Raw genomic sequence first — 15,487 nt, 5'->3', positions numbered from 1 at the left:
TCAGGGCAGCCCGAGGAACTTCGCCGCGTTGCCCCCGAGGAGTTTCCGGCGGTCCGTGCCGGCGAGGAAGGTCGCCCTGCGCACCACCTCGCCGACCGGCCGCTCCCCCAGCGGGTACGGGTAGTCACTGCCCAGCAGCACGTGGTCCGTACCCATCGTGTCGACCAGCAGCCGCAGCGCCCGTTCGTCGAACACGACGGAGTCCACGCTGAACCGGTCGAGGTAGTGCGAGGGCGGGAACTCCGACGAACCGAACACGTCGGGACGCTGGTGCCAGGCGTTGTCCATCCGGCCCACCCAGAACGGGAACGAACCGCCGCCGTGTGCGAAACACAGCCGCAGCGAGCCGGGCAGCCGGTCGAACGCCCCGCCCAGCACCAGCGCGAGGATCGACAGGTGGGTTTCGGCGGGCATCCCGGTGAGCCACTGTGACATCCAGCGGTCCAGCCGGGGCGAGCCCGGCATGTCCCACGGGTGCACGAACACCGGCGCCCCGACGGCCGCGCAGTGCTGGAGGAACGTGACGATCCCGGCGTCGTCGAGGTCCCGGTCGCCCACGTGGTTCCCGATCTCGACACCGCGGTGCCCGGCGGCGAGACAACGATCCAGTTCGGCGCACGCGGCGTCCGGATCCTGCAACGGAACCTGGCAGAACGGCAGCATCCGCTCCGGCGCGGGCGCGCAGATCTCCAGCGCCAGATCGTTGAAGATCCGCGCCGCCTTCGCCGCTTCGGCACCGGGCCGGAGGTAGGAGAAGAACACCGGCGTCGGGGACACGACCTGGACGTCCACGCCGTCGGCGTCCATGGCCGCCAGCCGCTCGCCCGCGTCCCAGCAGTCACTCCGGATTCGCCGGAACTCCTGTGACCGCAGCATGATCGTGGCGTCCTTTTCGGACTCGACGCGCAGCCACGGCCAGCCGTCCCCGAGCTCGGGCCAGCCCCGCGGGACGTAGTGCGTGTGCGCGTCGATGACCGGTTCCCGTGCCAACGCTTGAAACCCCTTCTCGTGAATCCTGCCGCCGGAATTCCGCTCAGCCCTTGCCAGGGTGCAGCGCGCCGCACGCCCGGCAGGTCCTGGCCGCTTCGTCGCCGTAGAACCGCTGGAACACCGGGGGCAGGTCGTCGACGATGTCCCGCACCTGGAGTTCGACCTCGTGCACGAGCGCGGCGCAGTCCGGGCAGTACCACTGGAACTTCTCCAGCGTCCCCTCGTCCCGGATCCGTTCGATCACGAGCCCGATCGAGTCCGGGTCCGGCCGCTGCGGCGAATGCGGCACATTGCCGGGCAGCAGCCACATCGAGCCCTCGGCGATCTCGACGGTGTGCGGGCCGTCCCCGGTCATGAGGTTGACGTGCATGTCGCCCCTGACCTGATAAAACCATTCCTCGTAGGGATCGACGTGGAAGTCGGTGCGCCGGTTGGGGCCGCCGACGACCATCACGATGAAATCCCCCGTCCGCGTCCACAGTTGCTTGTTGTTGACCGGCGGCACGAGCAGGTGCCGGTTTTCCTCGACCCACGCCACGAAGTCGATCACCGGGGGAATCTCGGACAAGTCGCCTCCTTCGCCGAACTCTCTTCCGCTCCGATGCTCGCGCATCCGGCCATGCCTGACCAATAGCATTGCGCGCCATGGCTATGCTCGGATCGTCATAGCGCGGAAGGGGTGCGATGCATCCGGACAAACTGCTCGACGGACGGCTCAAACTGCGGCATCTCGTGCTCGTCACGACCATCGCCGAACACGGCAGCGTGCTGCGCGCGGCGAGACAGCTGCACGTCACCCAGCCGGTGGTGACCCGCGGCCTGCGCGAACTGGAGACGATTCTCGGGGCCGAGCTGTTCGAACGCGGGCCGCGCGGTGTCGCCCCGACCATCTACGGCACCGCGTTCGTCGAACACGCGCAAACCATCCTCGCCCAGGTCCGCACGGCCGGGCAGCATCTCGGGGAACTCGCCTCGGCACAGGTCGGCACGGTCACCGTCGGCACGCACCTCGCCGGGTCGAACGTCCTGCTGCCGCGGGCGATCGCACGGCTCAAGCGCGAACGGCCGCAGGTCACCGTCGTTGTCCGCGAAGCGACCCCGGACACCCTGCACGCCGAACTGCTCACCGGCCGGATCGACCTGATGGTGGGCAGGCTGACGACGTCGGGCGACCGCGACCACGTCACCCAGCACCGCCTCTACCACGAGCCGGTCCGGCTGGTGACCCGCGCCGGCCACCCCGCGCAAGAGCTGTCCTCGCCCGGCTGGGCCGATCTGCTCGGCTATCCGTGGATCGTCCCGGTGCGCGAAACGGCGCTGCGCGAAGAACTCGAACAGGTCTTCTTCGCCGAGGGGCTCTCGATCCCGGAAAACCGCGTCGAATGCACCTGCATGATGACGTTGAAGACCCTGCTCGCCGAGACCGACGCGATCGCGGCGCTGCCGATACTCGTGGCGACCGGCTCCGGCGAGCTCGCCCTGCTGCCGCCGCTGCTGCCCTCGGTGAGCAGGCTCGTCGGTGTCACGCTTCCCCGCGACCGGTCCGCGAGCCCGAGCGCGAGCCTGCTGCTGGGCTGCCTGCGGGCGGTGGCCGCCGAGATCCGGGACCGGCTATGACTGCGGAAGCAGTGCCACCGCCTGGATTTCGATGAGCAGGTGCGGATGCGGCAGCTGATGCACCGCGACGCTCGTCCTCGCCGGACCGGTTTCGTCGAAGAAGCTCCCGTAGACCTCGTTGTACCCGGCGAAATCGTTCATGTTCACCAGGTACGCGGTCACCTGGACGACGTCGGCGAGGCTCGCCCCGGCGTCCGCGAGGATCTCCCCGATGTTCTCGATCACCGCGGTGGTCTGCGCCCGGATGTCGAGCCGGGTCGTGCCCATCGCGTCCACCTCGGCGCCCACGATGGTGTTGTCCGGACGGCGGCTGCTCGTCCCGGACACGAACGCGAACCCGCCCGCCAGCCGCACGTGCGGGAACCTGCCGCGAGGTTTCGCCTTGCCCGCCACCACTCGCGCGTCCGCCCCGCTCACAGCTGCACGCACACATTCGTCGGCTCGCTGTAGAACGCGAGCGAGTGCGCGCCGCCTTCGCGGCCGATGCCGGAGAGCCCGGAGCCGCCGAAGGGAGACCGCAGGTCGCGCAGATACCACGTGTTCACCCAGGACATCCCGGCCCGCATCCGCTGCGCGACCCGGTGCCCGCGTTCCAGATCGGTCGTCCACACGGCGGCGGCCAGCCCGTAGTCGGTGTCGTTGGCCAACGTGACGGCCTCTTCCTCGGTGTCGAACGGGATCAGCGCGGCGACCGGGCCGAACACCTCCTCGCGCAGCACCCGGGAACCGTGATCGAGCCCGGTCCATACTGTCGGCTCGATCCAGGCGCCCCCGGCGAGTTCGTCACCGAGTTCCGGCACGCCGCCGCCGGTCACCACTTCGGCGCCGTCGGCCCTCGCTTGGTCCAAATAGGACATTACCTTTTCCCGGTGTCCTAACGAGATCAGCGGCCCGGTGGTGGTCAGCGGATCCTCGGGCCTGCCGAGCCGCAGCTGTTTCGCGGCGGCCGCCAGTCCAGTGACCACTTCGTCGAAGACGCCGCGCTGGACATACACCCGTTCGGTACACAGGCACACCTGCCCGGTATTGGTGAACACCGAGCGCGCAAGCCCCTCGACGGTCCGTTCCAGCTCGGCGTCGTCGAACACCACCGCCGCGTTCTTGCCGCCCAGTTCGAACGAAACCGGCCGCACGCGGGCGGACGCGGCCCGCATGATCGCCGCGCCGGTGGCGGATTCGCCGGTGAACGTGATGCCGTCCACGCCGGGGTGCGTGGTGAGCAGTTCCCCGGCGGAGCCCGCTCCGAAGCCGTGCACGACGTTATACACCCCGTCCGGGACACCGGCCTCGGCGAGGATCTCGGCGAGCAACGCCGCGCTCGACGGCGTCTCCTCCGACGGTTTGACGACCACGGTGTTCCCGCAGGCCAGCGCCGGGGCGACCTTCCAGGTCAGCAACAGCAGCGGCAGGTTCCACGGCACGATCACCGCGACCACGCCGAGTGGTTTGCGCACTGCGTAATTCAGCGCACGCCGGCCGCCGGGCAACTCGGTGAGGTACGAGTCGAGTCCCGCCGCCGCGATGACGTCCGCGAACGCGGCGAAGTTCGCAGCGGCTCGCGAGACCTCGAAATCCCTTGCCTGCGCCCAAGGTTTGCCGGTGTCCTCGACCTCGGCCCGCGCGAGATCGTCCGCCCGTTCCTCGATCCGCCTGGCGATCCGGCGCAGCAGCCCCGCCCGCTCCGGGACTCCCATCGCACCCCACGGGCCGTCGAACGCCTTACGCGCCGCGGCGACGGCCCGGTCGACCAGCGGGCGATCCGCTGTGGCAACCCGCGAAACGGGCCTGCCGTCGACCGGGCTCACGTTCGGGAAGCAGCTTTCCGCCTCCTCGACGTACTTTCCCTCGATGAAACACCACGTCGTGCGCTCTGCCGTCACGGCCACCTCCGGTACTGGTGTCCGCATCGTGGCCCCGACCAGCCATACCCGTCCAATACCCAATCAGGCCGTCGGTATAGCGGGGTCGTCATAGTGCGTGGACTAGCTGACGGCGTCCAGCAGCTCGACCGCGATCGGGTCGACCTCCTTGGCGATGTTCGTCAGGATGGCGACACCCGTTCCGCTGTCCGGGCAGAAGCCGGCGAAACTCCGGAATCCGCCCGTACCGCCGTTGTGCCACACCAGCTGCCCGCCGCTGCGCGGCAACGGCTGCAGGAGCCAGTTGACGCCGATGTTCCGCACCGGATCGATGGCGAACCGCGGCTGGCGTACCAGCCGCATCGCCTCGCCGAGCAGACCCCGCGCCGGAGCGAGGTAGGCACGGACATACCGCAGCAGGTCGTCCACCGTGCCGTACAGGGCGCCGGCGGCGGCACAGGTCCGGACGTGCCAGTCCGGTGTGACCGCGCCGGATTCGTTGTGGCCCACCGCCTTCCGCGCGCACTGCTCCCCGCGGACCGCCGTGCTGGTGTCCCGCAGACCGAGCGGACCGGTGATACGCGGCCGGACGACCGACTCGTAGGCCGCCTCCTCCCCGATCGCGAGTGACTGGCCCTGCAGGCCCGTCGCCAGGTTCGAGTAGTCGAAGACCTTGCCCGGTTCCCTGGGCAACGTGGTCTCCCGCAGAGCCTCGGCCACATCCTTCAGCGTGAAGATCGCGTACGGGTCGCGCCAATCGACGTCCGGCCGCTTCTTCCAGCTCTCCGGAAAGGACGGGATACCGGACGTGTGCGTCGCGACGTCGCCGATCGTGATCTGCTTGCCCTGCCAGGTGGGTAAACGCAGCCAGCCCGGCAGGTAGCGCTGGAGCGGATCCTCGAACCGGCGGCGCCCGTGGACGACCTCCAGCGCGACAGCGAGCCCGGTGAACGTCTTGGTGATGGACCCGATCTGGTAGACCGTACGCCCATCCGGCCTGCGTCCGTCGGGCTGACCGCTGTTCCCGGTACCCGCGACGTACTGCCCGTGCCGGTCGAACAGGCCGATCACCAGGCTGGGATACCCCTTCCCTGCCGCACCGGCGAGCTGACTGTCCACAAGGGACTTGAGCCTTTCCGCGGTGCCCGCGTTCGCGATCCCGGGCACCACCGCGCCGAGTGCCGCGATCCCCGCCCCCGCGAGGAATGTCCGACGGTTCGTCATGATTCTCCCCTTCCCGTGCTCATCCCGGGTCCGCCCCGATGGCGAGCAGCACGAGCAACGGCACCACCCGCGCCCCGGGCACGGTGTACTGACCGCGCCCGCCCGCGAGCAGCCAGCCGGCGGCGACGAGCTGCCGGAGATGGTGGTAGAGCTGCCCCGTCGTCCCCAGCGATTCGTGCTCCCGCAGCTCGGCGACCGTGCGCGCGCCGCCGAGCACCTGCCGCAGCAGCAACAGCCGCACCGGATGCCCCAGCGCGGCGAAGGCTCCGCTCAGCTCGGACCAGTCCCGCGCCAGCAGGTCCGCCCCCAGCGCGCCACGCTGCCATTCGTAGAACTCCCCGGTCGGCAGCCGCACCGACCCGGTGAACAGCACACCCCCGTCGGTGTCCCGCAGCCGTTCCTGCAGCCCGCGCAAGGCCCAGAACGTCTCCGGATCGGGCCCCGCCGGACGCTCCCGCGTCCCCTCCAGCCGCGCCATCCGCTCCTCCAAGGCGGCGACGCGCTCGGCCAGTTCCTCGTGCTCACTCATGGACGAGGATATTACGTAACTACGTAATTCCGCAACGACCGCCCCGGGCCCCTGCCGCCGGATGAGCTGAAGGGCGCTTTCAGTGCGCTCGATGCAGTGAAGGGCGCCTTCGATGCGTTGGATGCACTGAAGGCGCCCTTCAGCACCCGACTCCCCGGGAATTCCGTTATCGTGTCCGAGCGACGGGACCGGAAACGAAATCGTGCATTCCGGCCAGCGGAGCATTTTCACGACACCGCGTCCGGAATTCCGGAAAGAATGGGGAGAATGGCGTGAACACGACATCACGTCGGCGGGCACTCGGGATTTTCGGTGCCGCCGTCGCGGCGGGCCCCGTCCTCGCCGCCTGCGGCAAGGCGACCGCCACCGCGGCGGTCCCGCCCGGGAATCCCCAGCAGGGTGCGGACACGATCATGATCATCCGGCACGCGGAGAAGCCCGACGGCTCCTCGCCCGCACAAGGCGTCACCGCGGACGGCGAGCAGAGCGACGGTTCGCTGACCGTACGCGGCTGGACGCGGGCGGGCGCACTGGTCGAACTGTTCGCCCCGGCGGGCGGCCAAGCCGTGCGGACCGGGCTGGTCCGTCCCGCCGCCGTCTACGCGGCCGCGCCCAACGGCGACAAGAGCCAGCGCCCTTCTCAGACGGTCACGCCCGTCGCGGCACGGCTCGGCGTCAAGCTGGAGATGCCGTTCGGCAAGGGGGACGAGAAGGCACTGGCCGCGAGGCTCACCAGTCTCCACGGCGCGACGCTGGTTTCCTGGCAGCACGAGGAAATCCCGAACATCGCCAAGCACCTCGGTGCCGTCACCCCCGCCCCGCCCGCGAAGTGGCCGGATGAGCGCTTCGACGTCGTCTGGGTGTTCACCCGGACCGCCGGGGGCTGGACGTTCGGCCAGGTCCCGCAGCTACTCCTGGACGGGGACCTCGACAAGGTCATCACCTAGTTTCGCTAGGCTCGCGGATGTGAAGGCGGTCCGGTGGGTGCTCGTGTCGGCAGCGCTCCTCGTCGCGGGATGCGACGGGACGCCCCCGAAAGCGGCCCCGCCGCCGGCCACCACGAGCACGCCCGCCCCGTCCTCGGCCGCACCCACCACCACGAACCAGGATCCGGCACGCTTCGCGAAGCAGGTCGTCGCCCGCGCCCGTGAGGCCGGCGTCGACGCGCAACTGGTCATGGCGATTCTGTACAACGAGTCCTACAAACCACATGATCCGGACATGGAACGCGCCTGGCAGAAACTGAAACCGGACGCCGCGTTCGGAATCGCCAATATGCACAAGGCCGCCTTCGACGAGACCAAGAAGGGCAGGCCGTTCGCGAACCGGGAATGGCCGGAGCTGCCCGACGATCCGGACCTGGCGATCCAGGCCGCCGCCTGGTACCTGCACGACCTCGCCGCACAGCTCCCCTCGGCGCACCCGGGCCAGAGCACCGCCGACCTGCTCGCGGCGGGCTACAACGCCGGACCGGGGACGATGAAGACGATCGCCCGCGGCACGAAACCGGGCCCCCAGGTACAGACCTACCTCGACACACTGCACGGCAACTGGGCCAAGGCGGGCCAGGCCGTCACCTCCTGACCCCGGCGGGTGCACCAGGTCACACCACCGGAGCGTGATCACGTCTTGAACATATAGAGATATGCGCATATATTCGCAGATGGAGTGAGGCGAACGGGAGGACGAAGACGTGAGCAGCGGACACGGCCACAACGGCCACGGGCACGGCGTGTCGGCCAATGCCGATCAGCGCTGGCTACTGGGCGCGCTCGGGCTGATCGTGGTGTTCATGGCCGCCGAGGTCGGCATCGGGATCGCGGCGGGCTCGCTCGCCCTGCTGTCCGACGCGGCGCACATGCTGACCGACGCCGCCGCCATCGCGCTCGCCGTCTGGGCGATCCGGCTCGCCGCGTTGCCCGCGAAGGGCCGGATGACCTACGGCTGGAAACGCGCCGAGATCCTCTCCGCGCTGGCCAACGGCCTTACCTTGCTCCTGCTGGCCGCGTGGCTGGCCTACGAGGCGATCGAGCGGCTGATCACGCCGCCCGAGGTCACCGGCGGGCTCGTGCTGGTGACCGCGCTCGCGGGTGTCGTGGTCAACGTCGCCGCGACGTGGATGATCAGCAAGGCCAACCGCTCCAGCCTCAACGTCGAGGGCGCGTTCCAGCACATCCTCAACGACCTGTTCGCGTTCATCGCGACCGCGGTCGCGGGGCTGGTGATGCTGCTGACCGGATTCGCCCGCGCGGACGCCATCGCGTCACTCGTCGTCGTCGCGCTGATGATCAAGGCCGGGGTCTCGCTCGTCCGCGAGTCCAGCCGCATCATCCTCGAAGCGGCGCCCGCCGGACTCGACCCGGTCGCCATCGGGCAGGTCATGGCGGGCAGGCCGGACGTGTCCGAGGTGCACGACCTGCACATCTGGGAGATCACGTCCGGCCAGCCCGCGCTGTCGGCCCACGTCCTGGTGCGGCCGGGCCGCGACTGCCACGCCGTGCGCACCGACCTGGCCACCCTGCTGGCGGCCAAGCACGACATCGAGCACACGACGCTGCAGGTCGACCACGCCACGCCGAGCCCGCGTGCCCCCGGAGAGCACTGCGACACCGCGCACGGCCCCGTGCACCGGGCCACCGCCACACCCTGACGCCGCACTGTCCTCTGTGGACTCAGCTAGCCCAGCGGGCGCGGGGCGCCGATGCCAAGGTGATCGCGCAGCGTCGTCCCGCTGTACTCGGTGCGGAACACCCCGCGTTCCTGCAGGAGCGGGACGACGTCGTCGGCGAAGCGGTCCAGCCCGCCCGGGGTCACGTGCGGGACGAGGATGAAGCCGTCGGAGGCGTCGGCCTGCACGAGTTCGTTGATCGACGACGCCACCGTGGCGGGCGAACCGATGAAGTTCTGCCGCCCGGTGACCTCGATGATCAGCTCCCGCAGCGAAAGGTTCTTCGCCGCCGCCAGCTCCCGCCACTGTTTCGCCGTCGCCAGCGGATCGCGGTACATCCGGACGCTGGCGCGGCCCTTCGCGATGGTGTTCTCCCCCACCACCGGATCGACGTCGGGCAGCGGGCCGTCCGGGTCGTAGCCGGACAGGTCCCGGTTCCAGAGCTGTTCGGCGAACTTGATCGCCGTCTGGCCGCTGACCTGCTGATGCCGGACGACGTCGGCCAGTTCCTGCGCCTCGGCGTCGGTGTCGCCGAGCACGAACGTCGCCGCGGGCAGGACGACGAGGTCCTCGTTGCGGCGACCGTATTTCGCCAGGCGGCCCTTGACGTCGGCGTAGAACTCCTGGCCCGCTTCGAGAGTCCCGTGCCTGCTGAAGATCGCGTCCGCGGTCGACGCGGCGAACTCGCGCCCTTCCTCGGAATCACCGGCCTGCAGGATCACCGGACGCCCCTGCGGGGAGCGCGGCACGTTGAAACGGCCCGCGATGTCGAAATGCGCGTCACGGTGTTCGAACGCACCGGCCCGCGGATCGACGAGGAAGACACCGTTCTCCTTGTCCGCCACCACTTCCCCGCCGTGCCACGAGTCGAACAGCTCGGCCGCGGTGGCCAGGAACGCCTTGGCCCGTTCGTACCGCTGCTCCTGCGGCAGGAAACCGCCGCGCCGGAAGTTCTCCCCGGTAAAGGCGTCCCACGAGGTCACCACGTTCCACGCGGCCCGGCCCGCCGAGAGGTGGTCGAGGCTGGCGAACTGCCGGGCCACCTCGTAGGGCTCGTTGAACGTGGAGTTGATCGTCCCGGCGAGACCGATACGGTCGGTGACCGCGGCGAGCGCGGCCAGGACGGTGAAGGTGTCCGGCCTGCCCACGACGTCGAGGTCGTAGATCTCGCCGTTCTGTTCCCGCAGCCGCAACCCCTCGGCGAGAAAGAACAGGTCGAACTTGGCGCGCTCGGCCGTCCGCGCGAGGTGGACGAAGGAGTCGAACTCGATGTGGCTGCCCGCCTCGGGATCGCTCCACACCGTCGTGTTGTTGACGCCGGGGAAGTGCGCGGCGAGATGGATCTGCTTCAGCGGCTTACCGTCTGTACTCATCGCGAAGTCCTCGTTCTCTAGGCGGCGTAACGGTTCGCCGGCCGGGGCAGGCCGAGCAGCCCGCGCAGGGTGGTGGCTTCGTACTCGTCGCGGAACACGCCGCGGGCCCGTAGTTCGGGGACGAGCGCCCGGGTGATCGCCTCGAGGTCGTGCGGGATCGCGCCGGGACGCAGCCGGAATCCGGAGAGCCCTTCGTCCCGCCACGCGACGAGCTGGTCCGCGAGCCCCGCCGCGGTGCCGGTGAAGATCAGCGTGTCGGACGTGTACTCGGCGCCGTCCACCGCGTCCAGCCGGGCCTTGCGCTCGGCCGCGGCCGATTCGGTCTCGTCGAGGAACACGAGGATGTCCGCGAACACGTGCACCTGTTCGCCCGCGCGCCCGGCGTTCTCCTGTTCGGTGCGGACCTGATCGACGATCGGCCGGATGTCCCCCCGCTCCCCCGGCGTCACCAGCACCACGTCGGCCGCCCGCGCGCCGACGCGGTACGGCAGCCCGGCGTGCGCCAGCGTGACCACCAGGGGTTGCCCCTGCGGCGGGCGCGGGGTGATCGACGGGCCGCGGACGCTGAACCAGCGGCCCTCGAAGTCGATGTAGTGCAGCTTCTCCCGGTCGACGAACCGGCCGGTCGCGACGTCGCGGATCTCGGCGTCGTCCTCCCAGCTGTCCCAGAGCCTGCGGACGACCTCGACGTAGTCCGCGGTCTCTTCGAGCAGATCCGCGATCGCGCTCTGACGGTCGAAATGCGCGACGTCGTCCCAGCTGATCTCACCGAGTTCGCGGCGGCCGAAGTGCGCGGCGTCGACGTGGCGCGGCGCGACCTGGGCGCGCAGACCGCCTCGGCCGTTGCTGACGTAGTCGAGCGTGGCGATCGCCTTCGAGAGGTGGAAGGGTTCGGTGTGCGTCACGACCGCCGTCGGCACGAGACCGATGTGCCGGGTCAGCGGGGCGATCCGGGACGCCACAAGCACCGCGTCGAGCCGTCCGCGCACCTGGTCGGCCCGGTCGTCGAAGCCGTCCGGGAGGCTCGACTGGACGCCGAGGGAGTCCTCGATCGTCACGAAGTCGAGCAGCCCGCGTTCGGCCTCGCCGACCAGGTCCGCCCAGTAACGGGCGGTGAACAGCTCGGCGGGCCGGGCATCGGGTTCGCGCCAGGCGGCCGGGTGCCAGCCCGCCGCGTCCAGCGCGACCGCGAGGTGGAGTTTCGGCACTGGGGACATGTCCGGTGTCCTTCCTGGTCGCCGTGCGACCTCATCCGTGCCGAACTCGTGCCGCCGCGCGATATTCCGGCTCCCGGATGCTGGGAACCGGTCCGGCAACGATCTCGGGCGAACCGGCGACCACGGCCGTTCCGATCGGCTAGCGTCGCGAGCGCGGGTGCCGGGCTTCCGGCACGGACTGGGAGGCCGCGTTGGGCGAAGCCGCCGTATCACTCGAGAGACCGTTGCTGCCGCGGTTCGCGGCGGGGCCGATCGCGGCCGTCGTCGTCGCGCAGGTCGCCGTGCTCACGGCACTGTCCGGCCGCTACGGCTTTCACCGCGACGAGCTGTACTTCATCGCCGCGGGCCGCCGTCCCGCCTGGGGCTACGTCGACCAGCCGCCGGTCACGCCGATGCTCGCGAGGTTGGCCACCGCGCTCTTCGGCGAGACTCCCTCCGGGTTGCGAGTGGCCGCGACGTTCTGCGGAGCCGCGACAGTGGTGCTCGTCGCGCTCGTCGCGAGGGAATTCGGCGGCGGGCGTGGCGCGCAGACCGCGGCCGCCGTGGCGACGGCGTTGTCCGGGTATGTGCTCGTGGTGTCCCACATGGTTTCCACGAACAGTGCGGACATGCTGCTGTGGACGGTGATCGGGCTCCTCGGCCTCCGTCTGCTCCGCACCGGCGACGGCCGGTGGTGGCTCGCGATCGGAGCGGCCGTCGGTGTCGCGTTCGCGAACAAATGGCTCGTGCTCCTGCTGCTCGCCGCGCTCGGGATCAGCCTGCTGATCACCGGCCCGCGCGCGGTCCTCGTCAGCGGCTGGATGATCGGCGGGGTCGTGATCGCGGTGGTGCTGATGGCGCCGGTGCTGTTCTGGCAGGCGGGTCACGAGTTCCCGATGCTGACCGTCGCCGGTGGCATCAGCACCGACGACGGCACGAAGAACCGGCTGCTGTTCGTCCCGATGCAACTGGTCTATCTGTCCCCGGTGCTCGTCCCGGTCTGGCTCACCGGTCTCGTGCGGCTGTGGCGCGATCCCCCGTTGCGCTGGGCCCGCGCGTACGCGCTGAGCTACCCGCTCGCCTGCGTCATCTTGCTGCTGGTGGGCGGAAAACCGTACTACGCGGTACCGCTGCTCCTGTTCCTTCTGGCCGCCGGTGCGGAGCCCGCCCTCCGGTGGCTGGCCCGTGGTGTGCGGCGTGGTTGGGCGGGTGCGCTCGCCGTCGCGGGTGCCGCCATCTCGGTCGTGATCGGACTGCCGGTGCTCCCGGTGTCCGCGCTCGAGGGACCGGTGCTGGCGTTCAACAAGGACCAGGGCGAGCAGGTCGGCTGGCCGGAGCTGACCGCGACCGTCGCGCGGGCCTGGCAGCGCATCCCGGCGGAACGCCGCCCGGTTTCGGTGCTCCTCACCGGCAACTACGGCCAGGCGGGCGCCCTCGAACGGTTCGGCGCCGGGTTCGGCCTGCCGAAGCCGTACTCGAACCACATGTCCTACGCGGACTGGGGACCGCCGCCGGACACGATGACCGGTCCGGTGCTGTTCGTCGGCCGTCTCCGGCCCGCGGTGCGGAACGTGCTCAGCGGGTGCGAGCGGGTAGCCGTCCAGAACAACGGTTTCGGCCTCGGCAACGACGAGCAGGGCACCGAGATCTCGCTGTGCTCGCCACCGTCCACCCCGTGGTCGCGCGTCTGGCCGCGGCTCCGGCAGTTCTATTGACCGAAGGTCCACAGTGGAGGATTCATGAACGTGGTCGAGATCGCCGACCTGACCGATGAGAGCGGCAGGCCCCTGCCCGAGTTCGAGGGCAGGACGCACGGTTCGCCGGTCTCCTTCATCATGGTGAGCACCGACGTCGACGGCGCGGGGCCGCGGCTGCACCGCCATCCCTACACCGAGACGTTCCTCATCCGCTCCGGCGAGGCGCTGTTCACCGTCGGCGACCGGACGCTGATCGGACGGGGCGGGCAGATCATCGTCGTCCCGCCGGACACCCCGCACAAGTTCGCCAAGACCGGGCCGGGGCGGCTGGAGATGACCGACATCCACGCCAGCGACGTATTCATCACCGAATGGCTCGAATGAGATTCGGTCGCATGGGCCCAGTCGGTCAGGCCCTGGCTAGCGAGTTCGTCCGGAAGTGTCCGGTGCTACGCACGCTACAGCCCGGCCTTCTCTCACTGGGGGAAGCGCCGTGCGCGGTGTGGAACGGCACACCGGACGACCACGCCAGATCCCACCGCACATCCGCTGATCAGCACGTACACGATGGCGGTGAACTCCGCACGCGCGTCCAGCGGCGCCGTACCGCCACCTTGTGGACGCGGCTCGAACGCCCGGAGCAATGGCTTCACCAGCGCCCACATCTCGTCCGGCACCAACCGCAACGACAACCGAACAGCCACAACCAACATCACCACCTACGACAGACCACTGCGTGAGACACGCTCTTACAGTCGCTTGGCGGCTTCCTTCGCCTCGCCACTATCCACAAAGGACTTTCATGACAGATCCCGGGCGAGCACGGCTGGACGAGACGACGAGGTCCGTGAATTCAGAACCAGCTCACCATGTAGTTGCATAAACCCCTTACACAGCAAGGAAAATACGGCGAACAGGTTCACCCGATCGATAGCACACATGTTCGATCGGGCGGAGTAAAGTGGTGTTGTGGCCGTCCAGAGCAGCACCCAGAGTTCGCGCACCGAGTGGTGGCGCGAGGATGTCGGCTGCCTGCTCGACAGGTTCTTCGACTCCGAACGCGTGCAGCGCCGTGAAGCTGCCGTGCAGAGCGAGATCATGGCCGAACTCGAACGCCGCGGAGTGCGGGACACCACCGGCTACGGAAGTCTTGTGCGACTGTTGCAGGAGACGCTGAACATCCCCTTCACCGAAGCACGAGCACGCGTGACGCGGGCGCTGGCGTTGAACAGCACCCACGATCTCACCACCGGCGAACAACCACCCACGGCACCCGCGACCGCACAAGCCGCATCCGAGGGCGCGATCGGCGCCGCCCAGATCGACGAGATCCTGCGGGTACTCGACAAGCTTCCCAAGACGGTTCCAGCGGATCAGCGGGAGCAGGCGGAGAAGATCCTCGCCGAACTCGCCCGCGCCGCCGGGCCTCGGGAGATCCGTGCCGCCGGACGACGCCTGCTCGCCCAACTCGACCCTGACGGACGCGAACCCAAAACCCGCGAACCGAAACCCTTCCAACCCGAGTTCTCGATCGCCCCGCATCGTGACGGCGGGCACCAGATCAAGGCCCGGGTGGACGACGAAACCTCCGCCCGGCTTCAGGCAATGCTGGACCCACTCGCCAAACCCCGCCCCGCCACCGAAGAAGAAGGACGCGACACCCGAACCCAATGGGAACGGCGAGGTTGCGCGTTCTCGGAGCTGGTGCGGATGTGGGCCGAACACCCCGACCTGCCCACGCAGGCCGGAGAAGCCACCCACATTGTCGTCACCGTCGGGCTCAAGGAACTGCGGACCGGGATCGGACAGGCCACCCTTGATCTGCTCGGCGAGATCACCGCATCCGAAGCACGGCGACTCGCCTGCGACGCCAAGATCATCCCGATGGTCCTGGGCTCACACGGCCAACCCCTCGACGTCGGCCGCGCCCAACGCCTCGCCACCCCCGCCATCCGACGCGCACTGATCCGCCGCGACGGCGGCTGCGCCTTCCCCGGCTGCGACGTCCCCGCCTACCGTTGCACACCGCACCACGTGACCTACTGGGCACACCATGGTGAGACCAAAGTGGACAATCTCGTCCTCCTCTGTTCCGTCCACCACAAGGTAATCCACCACTCCGAATGGGAAGTCCGGATCGCCAGCGACGGACTACCGGAGTTCGTACCGCCCGCCTGGCTCGACGCCACCCGCACACCACGACGCAACACCATCCACCTCAGAACCTGAGGTGACTTCACCCTGTTCCCGCACCGCCGTCTGTGGACTGACAGACGGTTGTGGGAATTCGTGAAACCGGTTTTCCACCGCTCGGTCCGTCTCTCGCCGCCACGA

16 protein-coding genes are annotated in these 15,487 nt (G+C 69.3%); 7 read left to right on the top strand and 9 right to left on the bottom strand.

Annotation, left to right across the window (positions count from 1 at the left end; all coding sequences use genetic code 11):
• Together ACFW0G_RS00965 and ACFW0G_RS00960 are read right to left on the bottom strand one after the other, a co-directional pair.
• On the bottom strand, nt 1–990 hold the full coding sequence (locus tag ACFW0G_RS00965; protein ID WP_378322540.1) for an amidohydrolase family protein: 990 nt from the start codon (nt 988–990) through the stop codon (nt 1–3).
• Between the two features lie 43 nt (nt 991–1,033).
• Nucleotides 1,034–1,558, bottom strand: a complete 525-nt coding sequence (locus ACFW0G_RS00960; protein ID WP_378322539.1) for a 3-hydroxyanthranilate 3,4-dioxygenase — start codon at nt 1,556–1,558, stop codon at nt 1,034–1,036.
• Nucleotides 1,559–1,674: 116 nt separating this feature from the next.
• On the opposite strand from ACFW0G_RS00960, the gene ACFW0G_RS00955 reads away from it, so the two are divergent.
• Nucleotides 1,675–2,607, top strand: coding sequence for a LysR substrate-binding domain-containing protein (locus ACFW0G_RS00955; RefSeq protein WP_378322538.1), 933 nt, complete (start codon nt 1,675–1,677; stop codon nt 2,605–2,607).
• On the opposite strand, the gene ACFW0G_RS00950 is transcribed toward ACFW0G_RS00955, so the two are convergent.
• The 4 genes from ACFW0G_RS00950 to ACFW0G_RS00935 form a co-directional block, all read right to left on the bottom strand.
• Nucleotides 2,602–3,024: a RidA family protein gene (locus ACFW0G_RS00950; RefSeq protein WP_378322536.1), complete on the bottom strand. Its 423-nt coding sequence runs from the start codon at nt 3,022–3,024 to the stop codon at nt 2,602–2,604. The two genes, ACFW0G_RS00955 and ACFW0G_RS00950, sit on opposite strands and share 6 nt — an antisense overlap.
• Nucleotides 3,021–4,487, bottom strand: coding sequence for a 2-hydroxymuconic semialdehyde dehydrogenase (locus tag ACFW0G_RS00945; protein WP_378322535.1), 1,467 nt, complete (start codon nt 4,485–4,487; stop codon nt 3,021–3,023). Before ACFW0G_RS00945 ends, ACFW0G_RS00950 begins: the two co-directional genes overlap by 4 nt.
• Nucleotides 4,488–4,589: 102 nt before the next feature.
• The gene (locus ACFW0G_RS00940; protein ID WP_378322534.1) at nt 4,590–5,690 is read right to left on the bottom strand and encodes a serine hydrolase domain-containing protein; all 1,101 of its coding nucleotides are present in this window, start codon (nt 5,688–5,690) and stop codon (nt 4,590–4,592) included.
• A 19-nt stretch (nt 5,691–5,709) separates the two neighbouring features.
• Complete coding sequence (locus ACFW0G_RS00935; protein WP_378322532.1) at nt 5,710–6,219, bottom strand: ArsR family transcriptional regulator; 510 nt, start codon at nt 6,217–6,219, stop codon at nt 5,710–5,712.
• A 272-nt stretch (nt 6,220–6,491) separates the two neighbouring features.
• On the opposite strand from ACFW0G_RS00935, the gene ACFW0G_RS00930 reads away from it, so the two are divergent.
• The 3 genes from ACFW0G_RS00930 to ACFW0G_RS00920 all read left to right on the top strand — a co-directional run bounded on the left by ACFW0G_RS00930 (nt 6,492) and on the right by ACFW0G_RS00920 (nt 8,869).
• Complete coding sequence (locus tag ACFW0G_RS00930) at nt 6,492–7,166, top strand: hypothetical protein (RefSeq protein WP_378322531.1); 675 nt, start codon at nt 6,492–6,494, stop codon at nt 7,164–7,166.
• Nucleotides 7,167–7,185: 19 nt separating this feature from the next.
• Entirely contained in the window at nt 7,186–7,803 is a 618-nt protein-coding gene (locus ACFW0G_RS00925; RefSeq protein WP_378322530.1) for a transglycosylase SLT domain-containing protein, read from the top strand.
• A 109-nt stretch (nt 7,804–7,912) separates the two neighbouring features.
• Nucleotides 7,913–8,869, top strand: coding sequence for a cation diffusion facilitator family transporter (locus ACFW0G_RS00920; protein ID WP_378322529.1), 957 nt, complete (start codon nt 7,913–7,915; stop codon nt 8,867–8,869).
• Nucleotides 8,870–8,895: 26 nt separating this feature from the next.
• Here ACFW0G_RS00920 and ACFW0G_RS00915 read toward each other — a convergent pair whose 3' ends face one another.
• Both ACFW0G_RS00915 and ACFW0G_RS00910 read right to left on the bottom strand, forming a co-directional pair.
• Nucleotides 8,896–10,260, bottom strand: a complete 1,365-nt coding sequence (locus ACFW0G_RS00915; RefSeq protein ID WP_378322528.1) for an NtaA/DmoA family FMN-dependent monooxygenase — start codon at nt 10,258–10,260, stop codon at nt 8,896–8,898.
• A 17-nt stretch (nt 10,261–10,277) separates the two neighbouring features.
• Nucleotides 10,278–11,477: an LLM class flavin-dependent oxidoreductase gene (locus ACFW0G_RS00910; protein ID WP_378322527.1), complete on the bottom strand. Its 1,200-nt coding sequence runs from the start codon at nt 11,475–11,477 to the stop codon at nt 10,278–10,280.
• Nucleotides 11,478–11,668: 191 nt separating this feature from the next.
• Here ACFW0G_RS00910 and ACFW0G_RS00905 point away from each other — a divergent pair, with 191 nt between their 5' ends.
• Complete coding sequence (locus tag ACFW0G_RS00905; RefSeq protein ID WP_378322525.1) at nt 11,669–13,171, top strand: ArnT family glycosyltransferase; 1,503 nt, start codon at nt 11,669–11,671, stop codon at nt 13,169–13,171.
• 24 nt (nt 13,172–13,195) lie between these two features.
• Entirely contained in the window at nt 13,196–13,537 is a 342-nt protein-coding gene (locus ACFW0G_RS00900) for a cupin domain-containing protein (protein WP_378322524.1), read from the top strand.
• A gap of 92 nt (nt 13,538–13,629) precedes the next feature.
• Here ACFW0G_RS00900 and ACFW0G_RS00895 read toward each other — a convergent pair whose 3' ends face one another.
• The gene (locus ACFW0G_RS00895; RefSeq protein WP_378322523.1) at nt 13,630–13,857 is read right to left on the bottom strand and encodes a transposase; all 228 of its coding nucleotides are present in this window, start codon (nt 13,855–13,857) and stop codon (nt 13,630–13,632) included.
• A 265-nt stretch (nt 13,858–14,122) separates the two neighbouring features.
• On the opposite strand from ACFW0G_RS00895, the gene ACFW0G_RS00890 reads away from it, so the two are divergent.
• Nucleotides 14,123–15,382 (top strand): DUF222 domain-containing protein, encoded by a 1,260-nt coding sequence (locus tag ACFW0G_RS00890; protein WP_378322522.1) that lies wholly within the window; start codon nt 14,123–14,125, stop codon nt 15,380–15,382.
• The last annotated feature ends 105 nt before the right edge of the window (nt 15,383–15,487 follow it).

Source organism: Amycolatopsis sp. NPDC058986 (assembly GCF_042741125.1).
Taxonomy (GTDB): domain Bacteria; phylum Actinomycetota; class Actinomycetes; order Mycobacteriales; family Pseudonocardiaceae; genus Amycolatopsis.
Note: the sequence above shows the minus strand (reverse complement) of the source record. Positions and strands in the feature narration are given on the sequence as shown.

What these genes read in the sequence shown, in the direction of transcription:
- ACFW0G_RS00955 (WP_378322538.1), top strand. Translation starts at nt 1,675, where the DNA reads ATGCATCCGGACAAACTGCTCGACGGACGGCTCAAACTGCGGCATCTC.
- ACFW0G_RS00940 (WP_378322534.1), bottom strand. Translation starts at nt 5,690, where the DNA reads ATGACGAACCGTCGGACATTCCTCGCGGGGGCGGGGATCGCGGCACTC.
- ACFW0G_RS00935 (WP_378322532.1), bottom strand. Translation starts at nt 6,219, where the DNA reads ATGAGTGAGCACGAGGAACTGGCCGAGCGCGTCGCCGCCTTGGAGGAG.
- ACFW0G_RS00915 (WP_378322528.1), bottom strand. Translation starts at nt 10,260, where the DNA reads ATGAGTACAGACGGTAAGCCGCTGAAGCAGATCCATCTCGCCGCGCAC.
- ACFW0G_RS00910 (WP_378322527.1), bottom strand. Translation starts at nt 11,477, where the DNA reads ATGTCCCCAGTGCCGAAACTCCACCTCGCGGTCGCGCTGGACGCGGCG.
- ACFW0G_RS00900 (WP_378322524.1), top strand. Translation starts at nt 13,196, where the DNA reads ATGAACGTGGTCGAGATCGCCGACCTGACCGATGAGAGCGGCAGGCCC.